General features: G+C 65.0%; 22 protein-coding genes. 5 read left to right on the top strand and 17 right to left on the bottom strand.

Going from position 1 to position 24,683, the window contains the following annotated elements:
• The 11 genes from K8556_RS30275 to K8556_RS30225 form a co-directional block, all read right to left on the bottom strand.
• Positions 1–783 carry a hypothetical protein gene (locus K8556_RS30275; RefSeq protein ID WP_223743589.1) on the bottom strand — a complete coding sequence of 261 codons (783 nt, stop codon included), beginning with the start codon at positions 781–783 and terminating at the stop codon, positions 1–3.
• Between the two features lie 41 nt (positions 784–824).
• Positions 825–3,491 (bottom strand): hypothetical protein, encoded by a 2,667-nt coding sequence (locus K8556_RS30270; protein ID WP_223743588.1) that lies wholly within the window; start codon positions 3,489–3,491, stop codon positions 825–827.
• A gap of 203 nt (positions 3,492–3,694) precedes the next feature.
• Positions 3,695–4,078 (bottom strand): phage tail protein, encoded by a 384-nt coding sequence (locus tag K8556_RS30265; protein WP_223743587.1) that lies wholly within the window; start codon positions 4,076–4,078, stop codon positions 3,695–3,697.
• 36 nt (positions 4,079–4,114) lie between these two features.
• Positions 4,115–4,540 (bottom strand): phage tail tube protein, encoded by a 426-nt coding sequence (locus K8556_RS30260; RefSeq protein ID WP_223743586.1) that lies wholly within the window; start codon positions 4,538–4,540, stop codon positions 4,115–4,117.
• Positions 4,541–4,554: 14 nt separating this feature from the next.
• Positions 4,555–4,956 carry a minor capsid protein gene (locus K8556_RS30255; protein WP_223743585.1) on the bottom strand — a complete coding sequence of 134 codons (402 nt, stop codon included), beginning with the start codon at positions 4,954–4,956 and terminating at the stop codon, positions 4,555–4,557.
• A gap of 107 nt (positions 4,957–5,063) precedes the next feature.
• Entirely contained in the window at positions 5,064–6,275 is a 1,212-nt protein-coding gene (locus tag K8556_RS30250; protein ID WP_223743584.1) for an HNH endonuclease, read from the bottom strand.
• Between the two features lie 363 nt (positions 6,276–6,638).
• Positions 6,639–6,962 (bottom strand): hypothetical protein, encoded by a 324-nt coding sequence (locus tag K8556_RS30245; protein WP_223743583.1) that lies wholly within the window; start codon positions 6,960–6,962, stop codon positions 6,639–6,641.
• Positions 6,962–7,621, bottom strand: coding sequence for a hypothetical protein (locus K8556_RS30240; RefSeq protein WP_223743582.1), 660 nt, complete (start codon positions 7,619–7,621; stop codon positions 6,962–6,964). Before K8556_RS30240 ends, K8556_RS30245 begins: the two co-directional genes overlap by 1 nt.
• 4 nt (positions 7,622–7,625) lie before the next feature.
• Positions 7,626–8,060: a hypothetical protein gene (locus K8556_RS30235; RefSeq protein ID WP_223743581.1), complete on the bottom strand. Its 435-nt coding sequence runs from the start codon at positions 8,058–8,060 to the stop codon at positions 7,626–7,628.
• Positions 8,061–8,088: 28 nt separating this feature from the next.
• Complete coding sequence (locus tag K8556_RS30230) at positions 8,089–9,312, bottom strand: phage major capsid protein (RefSeq protein ID WP_223743580.1); 1,224 nt, start codon at positions 9,310–9,312, stop codon at positions 8,089–8,091.
• A complete protein-coding gene (locus tag K8556_RS30225; RefSeq protein WP_223743579.1) occupies positions 9,309–9,995 on the bottom strand; it encodes an HK97 family phage prohead protease in 687 nt (228 codons plus the stop codon). Before K8556_RS30225 ends, K8556_RS30230 begins: the two co-directional genes overlap by 4 nt.
• A 113-nt stretch (positions 9,996–10,108) precedes the next feature.
• Between K8556_RS30225 and K8556_RS30220 the strand changes: the two genes are divergently transcribed.
• Positions 10,109–11,026 carry a hypothetical protein gene (locus tag K8556_RS30220; RefSeq protein ID WP_223743578.1) on the top strand — a complete coding sequence of 306 codons (918 nt, stop codon included), beginning with the start codon at positions 10,109–10,111 and terminating at the stop codon, positions 11,024–11,026.
• Positions 11,027–11,046: 20 nt separating this feature from the next.
• On the opposite strand, the gene K8556_RS30215 is transcribed toward K8556_RS30220, so the two are convergent.
• From K8556_RS30215 to K8556_RS30205, 3 genes are read right to left on the bottom strand one after another with little or no spacing between them, the layout of a single operon-like run.
• Entirely contained in the window at positions 11,047–12,357 is a 1,311-nt protein-coding gene (locus tag K8556_RS30215) for a phage portal protein (protein ID WP_223743577.1), read from the bottom strand.
• Between the two features lie 11 nt (positions 12,358–12,368).
• Positions 12,369–13,778, bottom strand: a complete 1,410-nt coding sequence (locus tag K8556_RS30210; RefSeq protein WP_223743576.1) for a terminase large subunit domain-containing protein — start codon at positions 13,776–13,778, stop codon at positions 12,369–12,371.
• On the bottom strand, positions 13,768–14,223 hold the full coding sequence (locus K8556_RS30205; protein WP_223743575.1) for a hypothetical protein: 456 nt from the start codon (positions 14,221–14,223) through the stop codon (positions 13,768–13,770). The genes K8556_RS30210 and K8556_RS30205 overlap by 11 nt, the downstream gene beginning before the upstream one ends.
• A gap of 197 nt (positions 14,224–14,420) precedes the next feature.
• On the opposite strand from K8556_RS30205, the gene K8556_RS30200 reads away from it, so the two are divergent.
• Positions 14,421–14,927 carry a hypothetical protein gene (locus K8556_RS30200; RefSeq protein ID WP_223743574.1) on the top strand — a complete coding sequence of 169 codons (507 nt, stop codon included), beginning with the start codon at positions 14,421–14,423 and terminating at the stop codon, positions 14,925–14,927.
• Between the two features lie 250 nt (positions 14,928–15,177).
• On the opposite strand, the gene K8556_RS30195 is transcribed toward K8556_RS30200, so the two are convergent.
• Positions 15,178–15,501 carry a hypothetical protein gene (locus K8556_RS30195; protein WP_223743573.1) on the bottom strand — a complete coding sequence of 108 codons (324 nt, stop codon included), beginning with the start codon at positions 15,499–15,501 and terminating at the stop codon, positions 15,178–15,180.
• The gene (locus K8556_RS30190) at positions 15,501–16,172 is read right to left on the bottom strand and encodes a sigma-70 family RNA polymerase sigma factor (RefSeq protein ID WP_223743572.1); all 672 of its coding nucleotides are present in this window, start codon (positions 16,170–16,172) and stop codon (positions 15,501–15,503) included. The genes K8556_RS30195 and K8556_RS30190 overlap by 1 nt, the downstream gene beginning before the upstream one ends.
• 695 nt (positions 16,173–16,867) lie before the next feature.
• Between K8556_RS30190 and K8556_RS30185 the strand changes: the two genes are divergently transcribed.
• A complete protein-coding gene (locus K8556_RS30185; RefSeq protein WP_223743571.1) occupies positions 16,868–19,159 on the top strand; it encodes a virulence-associated E family protein in 2,292 nt (763 codons plus the stop codon).
• A 24-nt stretch (positions 19,160–19,183) separates the two neighbouring features.
• On the opposite strand, the gene K8556_RS30180 is transcribed toward K8556_RS30185, so the two are convergent.
• On the bottom strand, positions 19,184–21,301 hold the full coding sequence (locus K8556_RS30180; RefSeq protein ID WP_223743570.1) for a hypothetical protein: 2,118 nt from the start codon (positions 21,299–21,301) through the stop codon (positions 19,184–19,186).
• Between the two features lie 151 nt (positions 21,302–21,452).
• Between K8556_RS30180 and K8556_RS30175 the strand changes: the two genes are divergently transcribed.
• Positions 21,453–22,835, top strand: a complete 1,383-nt coding sequence (locus tag K8556_RS30175; RefSeq protein WP_223743569.1) for a PD-(D/E)XK nuclease family protein — start codon at positions 21,453–21,455, stop codon at positions 22,833–22,835.
• A 248-nt stretch (positions 22,836–23,083) separates the two neighbouring features.
• On the top strand, positions 23,084–24,683 hold a 1,600-nt coding region (locus K8556_RS30170), incomplete at its 3' end, for a DEAD/DEAH box helicase family protein (RefSeq protein WP_223743568.1).

Here is a 24,683-nt window from a genome sequence, read left to right as displayed (position 1 = left end):
TCAGCGCTCCTGCAACTCGAAGTCGAACTCCTGCCCGAGGACGAGGACTCCGCCCTCCCACCACTGCACCGCGCGTCCAGTCCCTACCCGGCCCAGCACGGGCAGCGGTTCGTAGAGGGCAGCGCCCGAAGCCCGGTGGTACGGGTACGGCGCGCCGAAGGACTCGCCGGCAGCGAACCAGGGGGCCACCCACGACGCGGGCGCCACCCACGGCAGCACCACCAGCTCATCCACCAGCAGCTCGCCCTCAGCCCCCGCGTTACCGAGCGTCACCGCGCCCTGGGGCAACTGGCCCGCGCCGTCCACGACGAGGAAGCCGTCCGCGTGGGGCTTGGTGCTTGGCACTCCGTTGACGCTGAGGCCCACGCCCGCGCGGTGGATGTGGTGGAGCCACCTGTCCTTCGTCCCCTGGCGCTTCCACCAGTAGGCCACCGTCCACTTCGCTCCGAAGCTCGTGGGGAAAGTGACGCTGGCCTCCGCATCCATAAGCAGGCACCCGCCGAAGCGGCCCATGGCCTCCACCGCCCACACGTTGCCCACCATGGCGCTCGGCGAGAGGAAGGCCTGGCTGCGCAGCCCGTCCTCGAAGCTCCACACCTGGCCCTCGCCCTTGAGGAGCCCCCGGTACGCGCGGGCTTCCTCCTGCGTCAGGGGCCCGGTGTTGCCCGCCAGGGTGAAGACTTCGCGCCGCTCACTGCTGCGCAGCCACCCGGAGAAGGTGCGGCGGTGCTCGCCCAGCAGCGTCGGCGTGTACGTCAGGCCCCGCTCCGCCGAGACGGGCAAAGGGATTCCAGAAAGGGCCAGGGCGGGCGGCATGGGGGTCCTCAGAAGGCGGAGAGGCGCACGCGGCTGCCAGCCACGCGGATGCTCGCGCGCTGCTGGCGCAGCGACTCGTCCCGCCGCGTCGCTTCCATGGCGGCGTCGATGTCGTAGCCGGTGATGTTGTAGGTGACGGGCGCGGCCATGGCGGAGACGTTGCCCGTCTCCGGCGCACGCACCTGCCCTCCCCCACTGAAGCCAGGAGGCAGGAAGCTGCCGAGCCATCCCGGCACCGCAGGCGTCGCGGGCACCTGCCCCAAGAGGAGTTGCTGAATGGCGGGCGGGAACATGCCGAGGAGCCATCCCGGCACCGGTCCGCTGGGCAAGGACGGGGCGCCCTCTTCCGGCTCCCCGGCATCAGGCGCCTCGGGTGAGGGCTTCGGCTTGGACGGCACCGTGGGGCCATCCTGCGTGTCTTCGGCCTCGAAGCGGCGCAGCGCCACCTTCCACGCGGCTGGCACATTGGAGAGGGCCGCTGTGGCTCGGGCCACGGCTTTCGTGTGCTCCTCCACCTGGGCGGTTTCCTCGGCACGCGCCTTCGCCGAGTCCCACGTCGTGTCCTCCAGCACGCGCAGGGAGTCGTCCATGCTGTCGGTGTCCACCTTCAGCTTGTTGAGCGAGCGCGCGAACTTCTTCAGCCCGTCAAAGCCCGTCCAGTCGATGAGGCTGGAGATGGCGCGAATGACGGCCTGCACCGCGCCGATGACGGCATTCCAGACTTCGCTGATGGCCTTCGCGATGGTGAGGACGACGCTGCCGACGAACTTCAGCGCCGTGAAAAGGGCCTTCATGACGGGTCCGCCCAGGATGCTGAGCGGCTGCTGAATCAGCAGGAAGGTGCGGCCCAGCACCTCGAAGAGGGGCGCCAGGCCCTTCAGGATGTCGCCCAGCACCACCAGCGGCGGCACCAGCGGTTCAATCGCCTCCCCCAGCATCTCGAAGACAGGCGTCAGTGCGGAGAGGAAGCCGTCCACCACCATCGTCACCGCGTTGAGCAGGGGCTGGAGCGGCTCCAGCAGCGTGCCCAGCGAGTCGGCCACCTTCTGGATGAGCGTGTTGACGGACTCGATGACGCCCTTGAAGCCTTCGGACTGCATGAGCAACTCGCCCACCACGGCGATGATGGCGCCGTAGACACCGCCCGCCTCCATGCCCTGGACGCCCGCGTTGATGAGGTCGCCCAGCTGGCCCAGGCCGCCGATGAATCGGTCCACTAGCGACTCCCTGGCAGCCTCCATGGCCGCTTCCGCTTCAGCGGCGAGGCTCTCCGCCTCCAGGCGCATCTCGTGGAAGGCAGCGGCGCCGGCGGCTTCCTCCGCACGGATGCTGGCCAAGTACTCCTTGCGCGACTCTTCGTTGGCCTGGGCCTGGAGCTTCGCCATGGCGGCCTGCTCCGCCGCCTCCTGCTTCTGGGCGGCCTCCAGGGCGGCCTTGTCCGTGGGCTTGCGGATGCGCGCCTTGCCCTGTGCTGCGCCCCCACCTGTCAGCTTCGCCAGGAGGGCATGAATCTGCGATGTGACGCCCTCCAGGTTGAGGGCCCGGGCGAGGTCCGCGCCAAGGCGCTTCGCGCCCGCCGCGCTGGTGCGCAGGCCATAGGCGACGCTCTCCTCCAGCTCACGCCCCGCACCGGCCACCGCGTCCCCCACCGCCACCGCCGTCTGCCGTGCGCCGTCCCAGAGCACCTGGGCGCCCTGCCCCAGCGTCTCCAGCAGCTCCCGGCCCGTGACGGTGGACACCTGCCGGAAGGTGGCGGCCAGTTCCGGGAAGCCCGCCTGCCGCGCCACCGGCTCCAAGAGGCGAGAGACGCCGCGCACCAGCGCAGCGACGCCGTCCAGGACGGAAAGGGCCGCCCCCTTCACGAAGTCGCCCAGCGCCAGGAAGGCACGGGAGAAGCCGTCCGCGATGCGGCCCGCCCACGTCGCCAGCTGGTCGCCCATGTCCCGGAAGAAGTCCGCGAGGCCCGTGCTGCTGTCCTCCCAGGCGGCGTAGACGCTGCCCGCCAGCAGCACCAGCGCCGCAACGGCTGCGGCTACCGCCGCGAGCGGCACCAGCAGGCTTCCGGTGGAGAGGGCCAGGCGCCCCAGGCTGCCGGTGACAGACGGCGTGCTCGCCACCATTCCGCCCATTGAGGCCGTCACCTTGTCCATGGAAGCGGCCAGGGAGGCCAGGGCCACGGACTTGTTGAGCAGGCCCAGCACCTTCACCAGCCCGCCAGCGCCCGTAGCCACGCCTTCCACTACGTTCGCCACCTTCCCCAACGCTCCAACGGCAAGGCCCGCTGCGGCGACCCACACCAGCACGTCCGACGCGGCGGCCTTCATCTCTGGAGAAAGGGACTGGAAGCTCGCCACCACGCACTCGACGCCGTCTGCGATGCGCTGCACTACCGGCAGGAAGGCGTCGCCGACGTCCGCCGCCAGCGTGTAGAGGAGCGACGTCATCCGCTCCGTCTCGCGCGCCATGGCTGCGTTGGACTTGGACGCCGCCGCGACGGCACCGGCAATCCCCGCCGCCACCGCCGCGCCAATCTCCCCCAGGCCTTTGGACTTCTCCTTCACCTGCTTGGCGGCCTTTTCGACGGCTTCCACCACCTTGCCCAGGTTGGACAAGGCCTCGCCCACCGAGGCTGTCACCGCCACATACAGGTCGCCTACGCGCAGGCCTCCGGCCATGCTTCACCTCTTGGGACGCTTCCTGAAAACCGTTGTCGTCGTCAGCGGGCCGGCATGAGAGGTGGGGCCTGGAGCGTGCATTCCGCGCACCTCCTCGGCCTCCAGGGCGCAGTGGGCCAGGAGATGGACGACGTCCTCCCAGGCCCAGCCGCGCACTTCCTCGGGCGACTGGCCCGTCAGCTTCACCACCGCGTGCAGCGCCCTCAGCTCGGGGTGGTGCCGGAGTTTCCCTTCGCCTCCTCCAGCGTCGGTCCCGCGAAGGCCCGGGCCAAGTCGTCCTGAATCTCCTCCAGCCAGGGCTCGCGCTTCACCTGGCCAACCTCCGACTCATCGAAGACACGGATGGCGGTGTCCGGGTGGTAGAGGCAGAGGACGGCGATGCGGGCGATCATCGCCATCCCCGCGAACTCATCCACGGGCTTCCGGTCCGGCCCCAGTTCCTTGGCGGCCTTCGCGGCGGCGAGCAGCTCAAGCTTCTCGCCCAGTGGTGGCTGGCAGATGTCGTAGTCGGCGCCGTCCAACGTGACGCGCTGGTGCAACTTGCGACGGGTGCCGAGGGGCTTTCGGAGCGTGGTGGGTGCGGTCATGGTGAGGCCTCGGGTGTGAAGTGGGCAAGCAAGCGGCTACACCGCGATGGGCGCGCCCTGGCCGGCAAGGGTGGCGGAAAAGGTGACGACGTCCGTGGAACTGCGGCCCTCCTCGTAGGACGTCACCTTCACCGGGTAGCGGAAGCCCTGCGTGCCCACGGACGCGGTCTCGTCCTCCACGATGGTGAAAAATACGGTGGCATCGCTCTCGAAGGCATCACGCAGCACCTGCTGCGGGGCACTGCCCTTGAAGACGTGGCCAGACAACGGGATGGAGAAGGACTTCCAGGTGCCCTTCGTGCGCTTGTACCCGTCTCCGCCAAAGTAATTGGCGTCCACGGTGTCCTTCGCGCGGTTGACGGGCGCCTCCAGGACACCATCCAGCGCATCCGCTTCCACGGGCGCGGTGTCCGTGGCGCGGATGTAGAGCTTGTCGAAGAAGGCCTCTCGGGGTTCGGGCATGGTGGTGGTTCCAGTCATTGGGAGGGGAAGCGCTGCGCCAGGAAGTCCTTCAGGACGGCAGCGACGCGACGGCGAGCGCTGCCACGGGCACGACGGAAGGACTTGCGAAGGAAGTGCGGCGGCGGGGTGAAGAGCTGTGCGCCCCAGTGCCAACCCTCATGAATGGGACCGGCAGAGGCGTGCGCGTAGCCTGCGGTCCACGTCGTGGAGAGGCGTTGGCTCAGGTTGTGGAGGGGGCCGCTCAGGAAGGCGCTATCGCGCAGGTGGCCCGTGCCCACTGGCACAAAGAAGAGAGAGTAGTCCAAGGCGAGGCGCGCAATTTCCCGACATGGCGCATCCAGCGCGCGCAGCACCTCGACGGGCGAGCGGCGCAGGCGCTCCAGCCTCATCGCATCGACTTTGACTCGGACAGGCATCCCCTACTTCAATGGGGGCACTCTTCGCAGGTAACGCAGAAGCACCTAGCCGCCCCCCCTAATGGCAGGGAAAGCATCTTCTGTTCGATCAACTCATGGCCCATCGCTCATGAACCATCATCCTCCTGCCGTCCCTTGCTCTCTTCGGTAGCACCGAAAGTCAAGTTCGTCAGGCTGAGGTCAAGATGACTAGCGCCCCTCTGCTTGGCCTGTTCCTCAAAACGGGAGAGCAGCTCAACATATGGCTCCTCCGGCCGACTGCATTCCAGTCCGCTCGGGGCGCCACTCAAATCCAGCGGCCTCAACAGTTCAAACCGCTCATCACCAGTGAGCACGTCAAGGCATCCAATCAGCGCTGACGAACGAGCAGCCCCTGGAGCATCACTCAAGTAGCAATAATACTGAAAAGAGCCATAAAACTGAACCACACCGTACACTCGCTGCGGAGTCTGCTCCACATAAACAACATGGCTAAGAGGCTTACGTCGCGCATCAATCTCCGCGCGTTCAGAGAAGTCCAAGAAAACAATGGGTTCCTCGGGAGGCTCCCCGCAAAGGACTCTCCTCGCAGCCGAAAGCCGCTCGTGTTCAAGGCCAACAAGCCCTGTGCAGGCAGACAAACAGATCTTAAGCGCGAGCTCCTGCATTTCCGACCCAAACGTCAGGCCAACCCCCAAATCAGCTACCTCGTGCGGCACTCCTGGCTCATACTCAATAACAACCTTCCACCCCTTTGCCGAAAGCTTTCGCTCGAAGCCCTTGGCTTCGCGACGACTCTTAAAGGTGGCTTTCCGCACCACCCCATCTGCATCTCGCTCTTCGATAACAGTGTGCGAAAGCTCCGGCCGCAGCCTGCCGTCCTCCAAAGGCACAAGATCATATGGCAAGCCGTCGTAAGTGTAGGCGCGACTCCATGTCCTAATTGGGTGCTTCGGACGCAGCCCATTCGCAGCAAGGAACACGTCCAACATCTGAAATTGACGAGCAACAACGCCCTCGAACGCTCCACCAAAACCGTGATTACAGACATCGCAGGCAGGAACCTTCTTGCTTCCGCCCATGAATTCCGGGAAAATATGATCCCCGCCAAAATCAACATCTCGAAGAGCAACGGTGCAATATGGACACTCTTCATTTGTGCCGAAAACTGGCACTACACTTCCAGGTCGGCCATTTCTCGACCGCACCCAAGGAAACAGCCCCATCAGCAGCTTACCGAATTTCCTCAACATACAAAGCACCCTCAGAACCCTAGATCGCATCCTTTCTGTAAGCATACCCAAACGAAATATCGATGCTCCAGCGATGTCGACCCTCATTGTCTGCGCCAGCGTAGTGAGGAGCGCAGGTTGCCGCAAGAACATGGATATTTGGCGTAAGCGATGTCAGCGCGACAACGTCCAAGACATCGTTAGCGAGGCGTTGCCCACCTGCAAAATCCTCGCGCCTAGAGCGAATGCGCACCTGGACGCTTGGCGCAAGAAATGCCACACTACTCCGCCCCAGGTACGGAAGCGGCTCCGCGCCGCCCGTCACCATAAGAGCCACGGCCATATCTGGTACGCCTCCATCCGCCTCGGGCATTGGCGCAGTAAAGAGATTGGCGCCTGGAGCTGGCGGACGAACAAGTCCTAGCCCAACGCTCTCTAGGAGAACCGCAAGTTCAGAAGCGACGTCACGCATTAGAACCACACCTTCCGGAAGCGGACGACACCCAAACCGTCGACGCTCTCATCCACGGCGACGGGGCGCCGCGCGCGGTTGAAGTCCGCCACGTCCTCCCCCGGCAGCCACACGCGGTGCTGCAAAGTGATGGGCGCACCTGTGTAGACGACGTGCGCGGCCAGATGCTCGTTGCCGTTGGCATCACGGATGAGCCGTCGGGACGGCTGCACACGAGCCCGCGCCGTCGCCTGGGGCCCGAGCACCGGCTTGCCGTAGGCGTCCCGTCCCGTCAACACGGCATAGGTGATCGACTGCCGGAAGGTGTCCGTGGGCGAGGCCATCAGCTCACCCGATGAATGACGTAGGGCGCGAGCAGCGCCTGCGCGACACCGGGGATGGGACTCTTCCCCTCTGCCTTCGCAGCGAAGTAGCTGACAGACCAATCCCCGATGGACTCGCTAGCGACCATCGAGTCCACACCGCGCGAGCGGTACAGCTGCACCGCCGTGAGAACGGCGGCCTCCTGCACGTCCTCCGGCAACGTCACCACACGCGACACGTCCAGGGCTCGCTGCCCCGGCGTCACGAAGCCCCCGTCGTAGACGACACGGATGCCGTCTTCGCTGCCCTGGTAGCTGTCCACTGCATCCACCACCAGCCCACCCAAGCGCGCCGTCTCCCGCCACGCGCCGCGCTTGCGGTACAGCATGCCGGCGTCCGCTATCTTCCCGTGGCACTCGTACTCCTCGGCCGGAACAAGGGCACCGCCCTCCCAAACGCCTACCACCAGGACAACGGGCGGGCGCTCCAGCAGCAACAACGGACGCCCGTAGCCCGCCGGGTACTCCACGAGCCCCTGACCGTGCTCGATGACCCGGCCGCAGTAGCCAGCAACGGCCCGGCTCGCCGCCGTGACGAGGGACTCCAGGCGCGGCGTCACCGCCACGCCCAGGTCATCCGCAACGGTGGCGGCAAGGCATAGGTCAGCAGGACTCGCCATGGCCTCACACCGGCAACGTCATGGCGCCGCCGAAGACGACGAAGGCGCATACCTGGAGGCTGGGCGAAGTCCCGCCTGTCAGCGTCGTGGACTCCGCCACGCGGACGAACCGCTTCGCCGCGCCGAGGTCCACGTCCTTCTCCGCGAAGGCGTTCGCCGCAGCGAGTTGCACGGAGGCCGAACCCGGCCCGGCCGGCGCGAAGTCCGTCCAGGCGTCATCCGCTCCATTGTCGCTGGAGTGCTGGAGCTTCACCTCATAGCCCTGCGCGGTGGGGCCGCCCGTCACCGCGCCCGTAGCTGCGACGAGGACGCAGCTCTCGCCCAGGAGGAGCCGGTCGTAGCCCGTCCCCTGACGGGTTCCAGCGGGCGTCGCGGCGGGCAGCGTGCCCAGGCGAGCGGCAATGAAGGCGCCGATCTGACTGATGTGCGGTGCGCTCATGATGTCCTTTCGTGGGGCATCGCCCCGGTCAGTTGCTGCCCCAGCTCAGGTCCTTCACCACGACGCCGGACTGCCGGTGGCGCATGGCCAGGTCGTGCTTGGTGATGGCGCGCAGCACCGTCTGGTCCGTGGAGATGCCGGACACCACCTGGCCGCCGCGCGTGAAGGCGCCGTTGGGGAAGACGTCGATTTCCAGCGCCATGGACTCGCCGATGAGCACCTCGGCCATGTCCACGAGATAGAGCTCCGAGCAGTTCTTGCCCGAGCCGAGCGTCTCCGGAATCTGGTTGGTCACGAAGAAGGGCACGTTGCGCAGCGTGCCGCGCTCCACCATCTCCCGCTCCAGGGCGTTGGTCCCCTCCCCGCCAGGGCCCGGAGCATCGAGAATGGCCGTCTCCGCGTTGGGGGACATCAGCCACACCGGCTGCACCATGGGCACGTTGGCCTTCTTCAGCTTCTTCTTCGCCTTGTTCAGCTCCTTCTTCATCTCGCCCAACGTGGGAGCACCCGCCGTGGTCACCGTCTCCGCGTAGACGTGGGCCGCGTCCACCTGGTTGCGGATGCCGCGCGGCTCCAGCTGCGTGCCGCTGCCTCGCAGGAAGGCCATGTCCTCCCGCAGTGCCATGACGTTCAGTAGGTCGTTGCGGATGAACTCCTCGGCGTTGACGGACGCATTGCGGATGAGGTCGTTGGGCACCGCCGTCAGCGCCGTGAGCTTCTTCTCGGACAGGGACACCGTGTCCGTCCCCGGCTCCGACTCCTGGATGGTGCTTGTCTCTCCGCCATAGAAGGCCGTGCCCGTGCTGGACTGCCGGTCGAAGGTGAGCGAGGCGCCGATGGGGATGACACGGGCGCCGGCCTGCCGCACCACGGCCTTGTTGCGCAGCAGCTCGATGAACTCGGAGGCGAACTGGGGATGCACCAGGGAGCCCAGGCCCGAGTAGTTGCCCTGGGAGAGAGCCTTGCTCACCACCTCGTCGCCCCAGCCCTTCAGCACATCCACCACGTTGCGCCCGTCCATGCGAGCGACGGCCTTCGCCTTCACGAAGCGGATGAGGTTGAGGCCCGTGCCCTCCGTCATGTGCTTGCCGGTAATCGGCGCGCGGCGGGGCTCCTCGGGCGCGGTGTCGGCCGCCTTGGAGCCCAGCAGAGCCGCATAGCTGTCACGGTTTCCCTTAGACTGCTCCACCAGCTGCGCGGCCACCAGCGGGCCCAGCGACTTCGCCATTTCCTGCATCTGCTCGGGGGTCATGCCTTCTCCTGGAGGTGCTGCAACAGAGCCCGGGCCGTATGAGCGGCAAGGGCGTGGGTGTCGGACTCGGAAAGGGGGGGAGGTGCGGCAGGCGGCGCGGCCTTGCGCTTCTTCCGGCCCTTGTGGCCCAGCGCCTTCACCACCGCGTCCGCAATGTCGCGAATGAGGGCGACGCGATCGTCGGCATGCTTCTTCAGCCGCACCGCGCGCTGGTTGCCGGGAATCGTGACGACGGAGATTTCGAGAAGTTCCTGCTCGTCGCAGTCGTAACCGCCACGCTCATTCTCGTGGTAGCGCAGCATGCGGTAGCGGACGCTCACCGCGTTGAGGATGCCCTTCTCGACCTTGGACTCGACGCGCCGGGCGAACTCGTCGTCCTGGTCGAACTCGATGTCCACAAGCAGGGCGTCACCCTGGACATAGGCCCGGCCCTTGCCGATTGGTAGGATGTCCGTGCGACCTGCACCGAACATCCCGCCGGAGCCATCATCGTGCATGTAGAGGACAACAGGGTTCGCGGCATAGGCATCGAGCCTCCAGCCGTGGACGGCCAAACGGTCGTCATAGCGGTCAAAGTCGGCATCGTTGGCACGGAAGGTAAAAATCTTCGGCCGGCATTCACTGGCAGAAGAGACGTCCTTGTGGGCGACGAAACGACGAGCGCGCTGAAGAGGTTTGGGCATTCACCTCTTCAATGGGGGTAACTTTCTGGACTGGCGCAGAGCCCCAAACCAAGTAAGAGCGTCCAACATCCGCAACCCCGACCCCACGGCAGCACATTTCCGCGAGCACGCAAATGAAAGAAAAAATAAGAGACTGGCTAAACTCAGAAGGCTATCCTCTTGAATTCAAAACAGCAAAATCCCTTAGAGACGCCGGATTCAAAACACGGCAGGGCTATCACGTCCACGATCCGTCCAACAATTCCGTCCGTGAAATCGACGTCTCCGCAGACATAAGTCGCACAAAAAACGATGGATTCCTCAGAATAACTCATACCATCGAATGCAAGTGGTCTAAGGACAAGCCATGGGTTGTCTTCACCTCACAAGACGCCCGAATGGCGCCGAGCGCATGCATCAATCAAACCATGGGCGATTCATACGGAAGAGCCATCCTCTGGACGCTTGCAGGCAAAAACGAACTGTATGACCTATCAATGTTCGAGGCACCCGAACGACCAGGCTTTACGGCAAAACAGTGCTTCTCAAAAAACGATCAAGCCTACAACGCGATGCAATCCATCACAACAACCACATCGAAACTACTAGAGAAATACGACAAGCCAAGCTACAACCGAGAAAATGGCTTTCCAGACACGGCATGCATAGCCCTCCCATGCATTGTTGTTGACGGAGAAATATTTGAGACTTTTTTGTCGGAAGAATCAGGGGAAATGGAACTGCACCCAGTTAACTCCGCACGCATTCACTGGAGAGGTGCAGAATCAAGGCGGCATATTACAACCATCGACATAGTGCGCTCATCCCATTTGCCCGAATTTGCCGCCAGACGCGCAAAAGAAGCCGAGATCGCAATGGGCATTTTCTCCCGCGCCATGGACAATATTGAACATTGCATTCAAGACCAGAGTCTTGACAAGCTTGAAGTCTTCCCAGGCGCTCGTGGCACCCAGGGCCTCCCTCCTCTTCTGTATAAAATCTACACAGTACAAAAGCTGACCTCGCAGCCTCCACCGACAAAGAAACCTTGAAAGCCACGACTCCTGGGGCCTTAAGGCTCACTCGCAGGCTGCATTGACGCATCGGGGGCTCGCCCGTGAACCTGCCCAGGAAGCGGCAGGGGGTACCCTTGTCGCTTCGGGTCCGGCTTGAAGCCCGCTAGATCCCTCCATTCGTCATAGCTGAAGGCTTCCGGCATGGTGCTCATAACGCGGAGTTGGTGCTCGCGATCCGCAGGAACAGGGCTGTCGTAATCAAGGATGGCATCCCCATCACCGAACAGCGGCATCAGCCGCATTTGGTACTCGGTGCGGAGGAACTCCATACGGGGAAACGTCGCTTGCTCAGCGAGGTTTTCCCGTGCAGCGAAGGCCGTCGCCTTGTTCGAACTGGAGATGTCGCCCACGATTTCGGGCGGCACGCGGTACGTCATCCGCACGAAGCTCATGAGGAACTTCCTCAACTCCACCAACTGCATGTCGCGGAAGCTCGTATCGAGGCGCGCGAACGTCACGCGGCCACTGGTAAGGAGTAGCTTGCCCGCCTTGTCCGGCCCCTGATGCTCGCGGGCCAGCGACTCCTTGAAGGCCTTCGCCCCTGCGCTGTTCGCATCCGTCAACCCTTCGATGGATGCGATGGCTGGCGGCAGCATGTTGTTCCAGAAGCTCGCCCGGAGGAACCGCGCCACGAACTCGTCCGTGTCTAGTTCGTCCCCAAGAGCGAAGGCGGGACCGACTCCGCGCCCAAGCGGATCCTCCGGGTCCAGGTTGCGAAGGTGGAGCACGTCCACCGCTGGTATCTCCCGCATCACGCCGCCCACTGCGACCGTGAACGTGCGCTGTTCGCGTGGCACGTCCAGCGCCGGCAGGCGCGTGACGAGGTTGGGAGGCACCGGCCAGAAGCCCACTGGGAATCCAGCCACGCGCTCCAGCACCAGGAAGGCCTCGCCGACGAGGTCCAGGTACACCTGCACCAGCTTCGTCACGGAGCGGCCCGTCAGGTAGTCGTTGGGGTCGGCGAGCATCCGCAGAATGGGATGGTCCGGCATCTCCTGGACTTCGCCCGCGTCCAGCATGGACTTCAGCCGCATGGCACGGACCTCGCGCGTTGCGCTCCGCAGCGCGTAGTCCTTCACTGGGTGCCCGTCCTTCGAGACGCGGCGGTACACGCGCCAGTTCACCCCGGCCACGGAGTCCGCGACCACGTCCACGACAGCTCGCAGCCATGGCATTTCGCGGTACGCCGCCAGGAGCTGCGCCGTCCCCCGGCGCGGCGGTGCCTGCTGCCAGCGAGCCAGCTCCAGCCCTGTCCCCTGGCGCGGAGGACGTGCCACCGCCGCCTTCATCCGGTCCCACAAACCCATCGCGTCCACCCTCACAGACAGAAGAACGAGTCAGCGAACACCAGCTCGTGAACGCCCCACAGCAAGGCATCCACCCGGTCATCGCGGCGGCCATTGAGGCCGCTAAATTTGGAGAGCTGAGCCTCCAGCTTCGGGAAGGTGCCCACCAGCTCGATGCGGCCTGTCTCTGCCAAAGCGCTCACCGGCTCGGCCCGCTTCGACTTCGCCTCCCGCGCACGCACCGGCTTCACGTTGACCTGCACGCCCATCTCCGAGGCCACGGTCTGGATGGTCGTCTCCACCATCTCTCCGCCCGAGTTCACCTCCGCCACCAGGGCGTCGCAGCCGAAGGCCAGGTACTCGCGGATTGCGGCGGCGGCCCACTCACGCGGCGAGCCCCGGAGGCTCGCATCCTTGAGCACAGACACGCGCTTGAGCGGCGCGCCATCCGTCCCGACAAGCGGACTGCTTCTCACGCCCTGGACGACGATGCCCGTCTCATCCGAGCCCGTCTCGCTGGTGGGCGCCGGGTCCACGGACACAATGCGACGGTCCAACCCCCGCGCGTACTCGTGGACATCCGCTTCCACCCTGCCCCACTTCGCCGAGCCGAAGATGGCGCCCGGCACGTCCATGAGCAGCCGGCCCAGGACCTCCTGCTGGCCCCAGCGCGTGTTCATGAGGGCGCGCATGGTGGCGACTGCGCTGGGCGCCAGGTTGGCGCGGTTGGCCAGCGAGGAGCCCGTGCGCAGCACAACGCCCGGCCGCAGCGTCTTCGCCTCTGCATCCGCGAAGAGGAGATCCTCCAGCTTCTTCAGCGGCCGGGGCGTCCCGGTGAGCAGCAGCTGGGGCGGGTGCGCTGCGGTGCCGATGCGCAGCACCATGGGAAGCTGGTCCAGGGCCGCCATCTCGTGCTTCCAGGAAGCGGGCTCATCGCCCCAGGCCCAGCCGCAGTTCGGGCCTCGCAGCCGGTCGGGCTTATCCGCCGAGTAGCAGATTGCGTAGACGCCGTTGGGCCACGTCACCCGGCGCTTGCTTGGCTCGTAGACGGGCATGAACCAGGGCGGCGACAGGGCCAGGATGCCGCTGGTGCCACGGATCATGGTGTCGCGCACGTCGGCCGCCGTGGGCCCGATGAGGGCACCGATGGACTTCGCTTCCCGAGCCTTCTGGATGACCCACCGGGCCCCGCTCCACGTCTTCCCGAAGCCCCGTCCCGCCATGATGAAGCAGGTGGAGAAGGACGCCGGGGGGACTTGTTCTCGGCGCGCCCAGAAGTCCAGGTCGTGGACGAGGGTTTCCACCTCGGGATGGGTCATCCGCCCAAAGAGGCGCGCGAGGCCCTGTCGGGTGCCGGCCTGGCGCACCATGAAGGCGGCCGGGGACTCGTCCGGGGCGAGTTGCTCTAGCATCCCCGCGAAGGGGAGGCGCTCACGGCGCATCGTCGCCCCCGCTGCTGCTGGTCCCGGCCGTCGCCTCGGGAGCGTCCGGCAACAGGCGCCCCAGCCGGTCCATCAGCAGCTCGCGCAGCGCGCGCTCGTCGGCGGCCTTGTCCTCGGGCGCCACCTCCGAGACGTTGTCCCGCCTGCCATAGAGTTCCGGAAAACGTCGCGAAAGAAGCCACTGGACGTGCTTCGGGTTGTGCGCGGCAGCCGCCATCAGCATGTCCGTGGCGGACTGCATGAAGCGCGCTTCAGCCGCGCTCACCGCGAGGAAAAAATCGTGGAAGCGGCCCCGTTCCTCTCCCGCACCGCGATGAAACCAGCGCGAGAGGGTCTGTTCGTTGATGCCAACGAGGCCAGCCACGGCGCGCCGGAAGAGGCCGCGCTCCAGATGGCCGCAGATAAGTGCCTGTAACTCGGGGGTCAGCTTGGAGGGACGCGCCATCTCCCATGCAAAATGGGGGCGGTTTCGCTGAAGATTTCGGCCTTACGCCCTGCATTACTCTGGCGTCCGCCGCCCGCATATCACGCCGTTACGGCTTCGGGCATAGTCCCAGGATTGCGCCCACTGCTGGTCTCGATGCTGGCGACCAAGCAAATGATCAGCTCGATACAGGGCTAGCTCTAAGTAAGGAGCAGAACATGAAAGAACCGTCCCATACCGACCCTGCTGATGCTGGGCTGATTCGAGTCTTCCCCGCCCCACTGTCGGAGCCCGTGCACCAAGCGATTCACACGTTGACAGGCAAGCCAACTCCGGACAAACCGGACGACTACCAGCAGCCAAAAATGAAGTGGTGTGAGAGCAACTGCCTACTTGTGATGTGGGCCTTGGCCAAGAAGGGCATCCTCGCGCGAATCGCCTACGGCGTTGCGATGCCGCCAGCGGATTGGTACACGCCGCCCTCCAAGCAGTGGCTCACCCATGCGTGGCTGATCGTCGGGGAAGAGAGGTACGACCCGACCTACGAACTCGCCTGGAAGCGCGATGTGTCAAAGGTGACGTACTTCGAGCATTTCTCGGTGGCATACGACGCATTGCCCACCCATGTTCGCGGTCAACTCGACGGTGGGTGGCGCCCAAACTTCGAACTCAGCGCAGAGGATAAGAAGATGCGGGCGCTGGGTATCGACGCCTACCTAGCTTGAGACCCCTGGTGGGGCGATCTAACGCCGTCATCAATGACGCTTCACGACTATGGGCGAGTTCCAACGAACCCAGGTCAATTACTAGGGTGGAACTGGATGCCCTGAATGGCGAGCAAACCCGTGCCAACTACCTCTCCGCTGATACTGCATCTGGATTTTTCCAGAATTTTTCGAGCGTGGGGGCCCGCCGAGCAAGGCAGGAACGGGACGACCGTCCCAAATTTGGACCCGGGGGGGCCTCAAGCCATGTTCAACGTGACTGCAATCCGGGCAGAGCCGCCACGATGCGCTCGTGGCAGGCCAGGAAGTCCACGCAGGACACCGACCAGCGCCGCGTATACGCCCCGCCCTCGCACGTTTCCGTGACGGACAGGGCTCCGGCGCCCCTCGGCACATTGACGCCGCACAGGACGCACGACGCTTGGTGCTGGTTGCGGCGCAGCGTCGGCGCCTTGTCAGCGCACGCGAGGTGACGCGGCCCCGTCCCCAGCGTGTACTCGATGCGCTCGCCCTTCAGCACGAGCGCGCCGCATGCGGCACAGGGGCCGCCACGCTGGGCGACGAGGACGGGCATCAGTCGCCCATGTCCGACAGGCGCTCGCGGAGCTGCTCGTGGGCGCGGGCCAGCAGCACGTCCAGCCGGCTGCGTGGCTCGTTCCAGTCCTCGGCCACGTCGCGGATGCCGCACGGCGCCTGCCCCAGGCCGTGGACGCGGGTCACCAGCTCACGCAGCTTCGGGTCCAGCCGCAGCACCTCGCGCCGGAGACGAGCGCACTCCTCGCGCAGAGCGTACAGCTCCTCGACGGTGGCCACCTCCAGCGCCAGGGCTGCGTCATGCATCTGCGTCAGCGAGCCGGGCAGCGACTCGGCCGCGTCATCACGACTCACCAGCGGCATGGGCCGCGTCTTCGGCTGGCCCTTGCGCCCGCGCTGGGCGGCGTCCGAGGGACGGACGTCCGCGTAGTGCAGGCGGATCTGCTCCATGATGGCCCGGCGCGCTCGCCACTCCACCCAGGTGGAGAACGTCTGCCGGCCGCGCTTCTCGGGCTTGTACGTCTCCACGGCCTTGAGCGCTTCAAGGAGCGCCACCTGGACGAGGTCGTCCTCCAGCAGCGACCCGCTGAGTTTCTCGTAGCCACGGGCCTGCCGCCGCAGCTGGGGCTCCAGCAGGCGTAGCAGTGCGTCCACCAGCTGCCGGGCCCGCCCGGACTCGCCCGACGCATGACGCCTGTGAATCTCGCTCACCAGCTCATCCGGGCTCGGCCGCGACGCTCCGCTACGTGAAACATGAGACTCCCGCTTCGCTGCACTGCCCTTCTTCACGCCTTGCCCCTCTCGTGCGTCGAGAAACGTCGTTTCCCATGCGACAATGTGCGCAGCCCCAGCAAGACACCTGCCATGTCACGCAGGGAGGGCATGCCTCCGCTATGCGTGAAACATCCACGCACTTGTGACATGGCGGGATACAGGGCGCGCCGGCTTGTTGTGTCCGAATGGACCCGCATGGTTGCCTCCAACGGCTAAGACCTGGGGAGTAGCATCGCCGTCTGACACGGCGCCGCGTGCCGCCATCACCCGGCAGGTTCTCCAGCCCCTCCCCTGCAAATGGGGGCGAACTCTGGCCGTGGCTTTTCGCGGGTGTTTCGTCGCAGGCGATGGAAGCGGCACTGCAAGGCAGGGCGGAGAGCCCAACACACCCGCCACACACCTATCACTCTCGTTCTCTCTCTTTCATAGAGAGCTTGAGAGAGAACTACATATATACGCGCGAGAACCAATAGGAGATAGGACAACGACCCCTGTGTGTGGTGTTGCCGTGTGACTCGGCTGCCCCTGCCGCTGCACCGCCACCCGTGGAAAGTGCCCCCATTGAGACAGCGAAGGGCGTCGTCCGTGCTGGGCGCGCCCGCTGCCGCGCACGGCTGGAGCACACATCACCCATGAAGGTCGCATTCTACGAATCCGCCCAGGACAACACGCCCCGCGTCGAGGACTGGGACTGGACGCCGCTGCGCGCACTGCTCACCACGCATCGCCACAGCAAATGCCCTCAGACGCCCTGCCCTGGCCGGTGCCCCGCGAAGAATGGCCCCGCCTGGAGCCCCGTGGACATCGGCGAGCGACGCGGCAACGACTTCGTGCACGCCGTCACGCTTGCCGTCTTTGACTTGGACCACCTGGCGGCGGAGCAACTGGCGCCGCTCGAAGTGCTGGAGCGCGATGGCTACGCCTACGCCTTGCACACCACGCACAGCCACCGGCCACCAGACTTCTGCATGCGGCTTGTCATGCCGCTGAGCCGCCCCGTGCTTCCGCGCGAGTGGCCAGCCGTGCGAGCCGCTGCCCTGGCCATGCTGCGCATTCCGGCCGACCCTGCCACCAAGGACCTGTCGCGGCTCTACTACTTGCCCGACGCGCCCGAGGGTGCCGAGTGCTTCGCGGAGAGCGCGGAGGGCAAGCCACTGGACGTGGAGGCACTGCTGAGGTCGTCACGCGCGAGCGTTGCGCCGGCGCCGCTGCTGGCCACCGTGGACATGCAGCACCTTGCCACGCTGCTGCGCCGACATGCGCGTCCGGAGAACAAGCCGCTCGTGGGCCGGGCACTTCGCGGCGAGCCGCTGGCCCCGCGCGGCAGCCAGGACACGTCCCTGCAGCAGCTCATGAGCACCGTGGCCTTCTGCCTGCCCAACGACACGCCGGACGCAGCCATCGTGGAGCTGCTGCGCCCGTGCTTGGCCGCGACGGACTGGGGCCAGGGGACTGAGCACCTGGTGGCGGAGGCGCTGAAGAAGCTGCACCGGGCCCGTGCACGCAAAGCGGAGCGCGACGCGAAGCGGCTCGCGGCAAACCATGACCTCGTGGCACTGCTGGGCACGCCTGTAGGTGCCCCGACATCCGCCGAGAAGCTGCCGCCCGTGGATGAGGGACTGGAGACACCGGAGGCCTGGGGCAAGGAGTTGCTCACCTACGAGACGCGGGACGGAGAGAAAAAGCTGCGCAACTGCGAGGCCAACCTGTCCATGGTGCTGCTGCGCTCGCCCGAGTGGCGGGGCACGTTGCGATTCAACGAGGCCTCGAAGGAAATCGAGTTCTCGGGCAGCCCCCTGCGCGCGGACGTGCGACAGGACGACCTGGACACGGAGATTGCTGTCTGGGTCCAGGGCAGCAGCTACGGGCGCCTGGGCCTCATGCCCCGCCCTGCCCAGGTCCGCGACGTGCTTCGCCAGGTGGCCCACGCCAACGCCTACGACCCGCTCCGGGACTACCTGGAGGGCCTCGTCTGGGACGGCAGGCCGCGCATCGACACGTTCCTGGAGCGCTACCTGGGCGCCACGGGCGACGTGACGCACCTGCGCACCATCGGCCCCAAGTGGCTCATCAGCGCCGTGGCACGTGCGCTCCGGCCGGGCTGCAAGGTGGACACCGTGCTCATCCTGGAGGGCGCGCAGGGCTTGCGGAAGTCCACGGCCTTCCGCGTGCTGGCAGGAGAGTGGTTCAGCGACGCCACGCTGGACATCGGCCACAAGGACTCCGCCGCGCTCGCCTCTCAGTTCTGGATCATTGAACTGGCGGAGTTGGACGCCGTCCGGCGTGCGGCGGACGTCCAGGCACTCAAGGCCTACGTGTCACGCAGCGAGGACACCTACCGGCCGCCCTATGGGCGAGTGACGGTGCGCACGGCGCGGCGGTGCGTCTTCGTCGGCACCACCAACAGCGAGGAGTACCTGCGCAACGACCCGAGCGGCTACCGGCGCTGGTGGCCGGTGCGATGCACATCGATCGACATCGAGGCACTGAAGGCCGACCGCGCGCAGCTCTGGGCGGAGGCCGTGGCACGGCTTCGTCAGGGTGAGAAGTGGTGGCTGTCGGAGGAAGAAGTCCCTCGCGCAGAGTCTCAGGCCAAGGAGCGAAGCGAGACACCCAACGACGGGAAGCGGGACGCCATCGTCCAGTGGCTCCTGCGTATGCCGCCTGCACGGCGGCCCGTAGACGTGCCCCTGCTGACGGTGGCGGAGGAGGCGCTGGGCGTTCTGAAGGGCAACCTTAACGCGGCCACAGACCGGGAAATTGCCAGCGTCCTGCGCGACCTCGGATTCAGAAAACGAATTCAAAGCGTGGCGACTGTTCGACGACGAGTTTGGGTGGTACCAGAATCGTTGCGACTCGCTGCCGAAGAGCAGCCCTCGTCGTCACAAACACCAGCGCCAAGCCTCCAGTATGGCCACCGCTGAACTTACGACATGCAAAGCATTCCGCTACATTTCACTCCGAACCTTCGACCCAACATCATTAAATGCCGAAACAATGCGGTACTGCTGCGGAATCTTAGACGCAACCAAGATTGGCTGCACTTGCAAACTTATGCGCTCACGAATCCAAGACAACTGAGGCGGTGCGCAGAGGTACCGCCAGAACCCAACCGGATCTGGAGAACCATCTTCGCGAATACGCATTAGCGGGGGCTTCATCTCTACGGAGTCCGGCCCCACAAAGGCGAACTCAACTAGCGGATCACCGAAATACCTAAACAGCACTGAATCATCGACAACAGCCACCCCTGCCGAACTCATGCCGGTGAAGTTCATGATGTTCGTTAAGGCAACCATATGGATAGCATCATCCTCTGGGGGCTCAGTCGGGAGATCTTGATTATTGGCCTTGGCGCAAAACTGCTTCCAATCAGTTCTGAGCAATCGTCGCCGACGCTCCACTTGCCCCAAAGCACGATCAATCTCCTCCCGGGCTCCATACTCATCAACAGGAGACGTAACCCATTTAAGACACTTCAATTCCAGGAGAAATGCATGCCCGCCCCAGAAAACAGCGACATCATACTGAACTTCACGCCCATCAGAGGCACCAAACTTAATCCCGCGAGCAACCGTTGCGCCAGTCAGATGCGCCAATCTCTCCGCAACCGATTTCTCATATGGAGTCCCACGCACGTCAAACATTCGGTTAGACAGTTCGGAAGCCAAGTGCTCAATCGTTCTAACCGGGTGTGCCATCGTAACGATCGAAGGAATCAGCACAACTCGTTCTGAATCGATTGGAATCAAGTGTTGATCCCATAGTTCGAGCCCCTTTCTCTTCTCATTAAAAACCACCCCATCCACATAGCGCCCGCAGACCTCCGACTCAATCCCCGTCGCCGAAGCAAGCAAATTGGTTAGTTTTTTCTTATCAACAGCCACTACAGTCTTGGCCCAATCGGCGTTGTCCGATCTCTCAAGATTATGCTGAGCCACATCCTGGAGCCCTTCTGCCAGCACATGCAGAGCTCGCATAATAGCCATCCGCTTATCCCAAGGAATGCCTGTTCGATCGGATATCGCATTTAAGATAGCCCCCAAATGCCGTCTCTTCACATAGACTTCCGTGGCCTCCACATAGCGATTGAGGCTCATCAGGCCACGCAGGGCTTCAAAGTCAACATTCAAACCCCATGTGACCCCAGGCTCAGGAATCACAATACTCGAAACAAGATCAGACATCTTCTTGCGCGCAGCCTCCAGCTCAGACACTGGCCGCACAATATACGGCACAAACGCCTGCTGAACATACAGTCGCTCGCGAACATTGCCGACTTCGCCGCGCATGTAATCCTCTCTTGAGGGAGGCTCCCAAACAACCCCTTCGGGCCGATGCGAAGGCAGCCACCCACTAAATTTGATACGATTCCACAAGTCGACATATCTCCGCCATGTACTTGAAATCGTAATAAGGCTCCTAAAGTCCTGCTCTAAATAGGGGCTTATAATCTCAAACCCACCTGCGGAATCCGAACTCCTGTGAAACATCAGGCGAAGAACCTGCTCTGTTGCATCAACAACTGATTCAAGCGCAAGATCCACGCTCACAGTCCCTGCACCCTCTCCTCCCAGCACATGTTGGTTGGATTGAATTGCGGCAATCGGATTGAACGCGCCTTGAGCAATAGCCTGCTCACCAAGGGTCCGGCGCGCATAGATGCTTTGCGTTTCGACGTAGCATGCAAGACGCCAAATGCGGGTCAGTCGAGACTGCTTCCAAAATTCCAAGGAATCCAATTTCTCCCTAAGGAAGCTCATCATTGCCGCAATGCACATCAAGCCGTTGACCAATCCAAGAATCTCAAGACCCTTATCGGTATCAAACTCCTCTTCCTCTTCGAGAAGCCTGCCAAGAGATCCGAGAATTGCCGCCAGTCGAGGCCTAAAATCTTTCGAATCAGGGCTAGACATCCCTCCCTTTCTTAAAAATTGCCCAACCCAGTCTTCTGGACCATACACTGCCAACTTTCGCAGTCCCTCATGAATGGCGACGCCGTCATTCCGAGACAGAGCTTCTAAAACTGCCTTTATGGCTACCGCAACTTCCTCGTCAGAGATCATGTGTCGACCACCTATGGGGGCTGAACGAGTTTAAGAGGGAACCGCCGCCTTATTTTCAGGGCACCGCAAAAGCACAGACCTATCGAAAAACATCAATCTGCTCCATCTGAAAGAAATCCGGCGTTCAGATAATGCCCCCATCGAATAGAGAGTGAATTTACCTGACACCGGGCTCACGCAGCATGCGGTCGAAGGCGGCATCCTCCGCAAACTGTCCGTCTCGCAGCTACGGAAGTTCGCCCTCTGCGAGCGCGCGTGGTTCTTCGCCAAGGTCCTCCTGCTGCCTGAGCGGCCCTCCAAGGCCCGGGACCTTGGCACCGCCGTCCATGCCCAGTTGGAGCACTACCTACGCACGGGAGAGGACGTGCTGGGCCCTCTCGCGGCGGCTGGCAAGCACCTGCTGCCCGTTCCTGGCCCGGACCTCTTCGTGGAGGAGCACTTCGGCCAGCCCTCGCCGCTCTTCGCGGACGGCATCCCGCTCACCGGCTACATCGACCTCGTCAACCCGCGACGACTCGCCGAGGGCGTGCTGCGCGTCACGGACCACAAGACGACGAAGTCCATCGCCAGCTACGCCGCCACGCCTGAGCAACTCGCCTCCGCCGCGCACGACGCCGGCATCCAGATGGTGGGCTACGGCTACTGGGCCGTCCTCGCCGCTGAGCGCTTCCCGGGACTGAAGCGGCTGGAACTGGAGCACCTCTACTTTCAGACCCACGGCGCGAAGCTCGCCCGCTCCGTCGTCGCCACCGTCAGCGTCGAGCACGTCCGCGACGAATGGCACACGCACGTCGAGCCGCTGGCGCGCCGCATGAGCGACGTCGCGCGGGCCACATCCCCCAGCCACGTCAAACCCACCTGGAGCGCCTGCCAGAAGTACGGCGGGTGCTCCTTCCAGGCGCAGTGCCTCAACTCGCAGTCGCAAGGAAGCAAGCCCATGGCCCTGATGGATCGCATCCTGAAGCCCCAGACTCCGCCCGCGCAGCCCGCCGCGTCCGCACCCGCGACGGCCCCCACGCCGCCCACCCCCGCCCAGGCCGCTCCGGAGCTGGAGCTGGCGGCGGTGCTGCCTCCGGACGCGCCCAAGAGCAACCCGGTCCTGGCGTCCGTCGCCACGCCTGAGCAGCCCAGCCAGGCGGCCAGCGACGAATCCCCGCGCCGCAAGCGCCGGACAAAGGCGGAGATGGAGGCCGTCCGCGCCGCCGAGTCCGCGCCGCCCGCCGAGGCCAGCCTGTCCCTGTTCGTGGACTGCGTGCCCAACTGCCCCGCCGAGCCGCTGGCCGGCTACGTCGGCCGCATGGTGGCGAAGATTGAGCAGGAGTGCGGCGTCGTGGACATCCGCGTCGCCCCCAACGACTCGCCCCTCGCCTACGGGAGGTGGAAGGGCGTGCTGGCCGCCACAATCCGCGCCGAGCCGCCCGAGCCCGGTACCTACGCCGCCCTGGGCGTGGCCGGCAGCGAGCTGATGCAGGTGGCCGTGGAGGCCCTGGAGCCGCTGTGCGGCACGGGGCACTTCGTCCGGGGCGTCCGGTAGCGAGGGCCGCCGTGAAGCTCCTCCAGCGCCTTGGCGTGCCCCTGCCGCCGTCCCTGCTCCCGAGTGACGTACCCCAGGTAGCCGAGAACTACTCACGCACTGGCCGCTCGCCCGTGGGCTGGTCCTCGGACCTGACCCGCATCCTCGCCCTGCCCCGCCGCGACCTAGCCGCTTCCTACACAACGGCGGACGTCGCGGCGCTGGAGGCCCAGCTGCGCTCCCTAGCGGGCCCGTGTGGCTGCGCGGCCATGTCCCCTGCCCGTCCGTGCCCCACGCGGCTGCGGCGCATCCAGGCCCTGGCGCTGCTGGAAGCGTCACGCGTGGGCGGGCTACTGGGGCCAATCGGCACGGGCCACGGCAAGGAACTGACCACCTTCCTCATGCCCATGGCGATGCCGGCATGCCGCGTGGCCTGCCTCTTCATCCCGGCCAACCTGCTGCCCCAGTTCACGGCGGAGTGGGACTACTACGGCGCGCACTGGCGCCTGCCCAACCTCGCCGGCGGACGCTGGTTCCGGCCTGGGCTGCCGGTGCTGCACGTCATCACCTACAACAAGCTCTCCAGCCAGGAAGCCACGGACCTGCTGGAGCGCATCCGCCCGGACCTCGTCATCCTCAACGAGGCGCACAACCTCAAGGACCCGAAGGCCTCGCGCACCGGCCGCTTCCTCCGCTACTTCGAGAAGCGTCCGGAGACGCGGCTCGTGGCCCTGTCCGGGACGTTCGCGTCCAAGAGCATCAAGGACTACGCACACCTGTCGCGGCTGGCGCTACGCGAGGGCTCGCCCCTCCCGCTGGCCCACCACGTCGTGGAGGAATGGGGCACGGCGCTGGACCCCGGCAAGGTGATTGCCCCACCTGGTGCACTGGAGCGGCTGTGCGAGCCCGAAGAGCACGTCCGAGAGGGCTTCCGGCGCCGCCGCAACGACACGAGCGGCGTCGTGGCCACGGACGAGAGCGCCTTGGACAAGCCACTCATTATCCGCCCCCGCTACCCGGGGCCGGTGCCTGATGAGCTGCTGGCGCTCATCGAACTGGCGCACGGTGGCGAGCGTCCCGACGGAGAGCAGTTCCAGGAGCAGCTCCAGGCCATGGCCTGCGCGCGACAGCTTTCGGCCGGCTTCTACCATCGCTGGCGCTACCCCCGGGGCGAGCCACTGGAGCTGATCGAGGAGTGGTTCGCGAAGCGGAAGGCCTGGAACAAGGAAGTATGGGAGGAACTGAAGGGAGAGCGTCGCGAGCACCTGGACTCGCCGGGGCTGCTCACCAAGGCCGCCATCCGCGCGCACATGTCGCCGCCCTACAAGGGGGATAAGCCGGTGTGGCAGGCGGCAACGTGGAAGGACTGGGCGGAGATTTACGACGCGGTGCAGCCTGAGCCTCAAGCCGTGTGGGTGTCAGGCTTCCTGGTTCAGGACGCGGCGGAGTGGGCGCGGACCCAGGTGGGAATCGTCTGGGTGGAGTTCCCGGAGTTGGGGGAACGCATTGCCCGCGCAGCAGGCGTGCCCTTCTACGGCGGGGGGCGCGCCGCGTCCGAAGCCATCCTCCAGGAGAGCGGACGCCGTTCCATCGTCGCGAGCATCAAGGCCCATGCGACGGGGAAGAACCTCCAGCAGTTCTGCCGCAACCTTGTGGTGACGCCGCCCTCGGATGGCGCCCTCTGGGAGCAGCTCCTCGCGCGCACGCACCGCCCTGGGCAGCAGGCGGCGCGCGTCGCGGTGGATGTGTGCCTACACACGCAGGATTACGCGGGAGCATTCGCGACCGCGCAGGGGCGCGCCCAGTTCATCCAGCAAACAGATGGACAACCGCAAAAGCTCCTGCACTCAAACGCACACCAGCAATCAC

Origin of the sequence: Corallococcus sp. AS-1-12, from assembly GCF_020036995.1 — a bacterium.
Lineage (GTDB): Bacteria > Myxococcota > Myxococcia > Myxococcales > Myxococcaceae > Corallococcus.
Note: the sequence above shows the minus strand (reverse complement) of the source record. Positions and strands in the feature narration are given on the sequence as shown.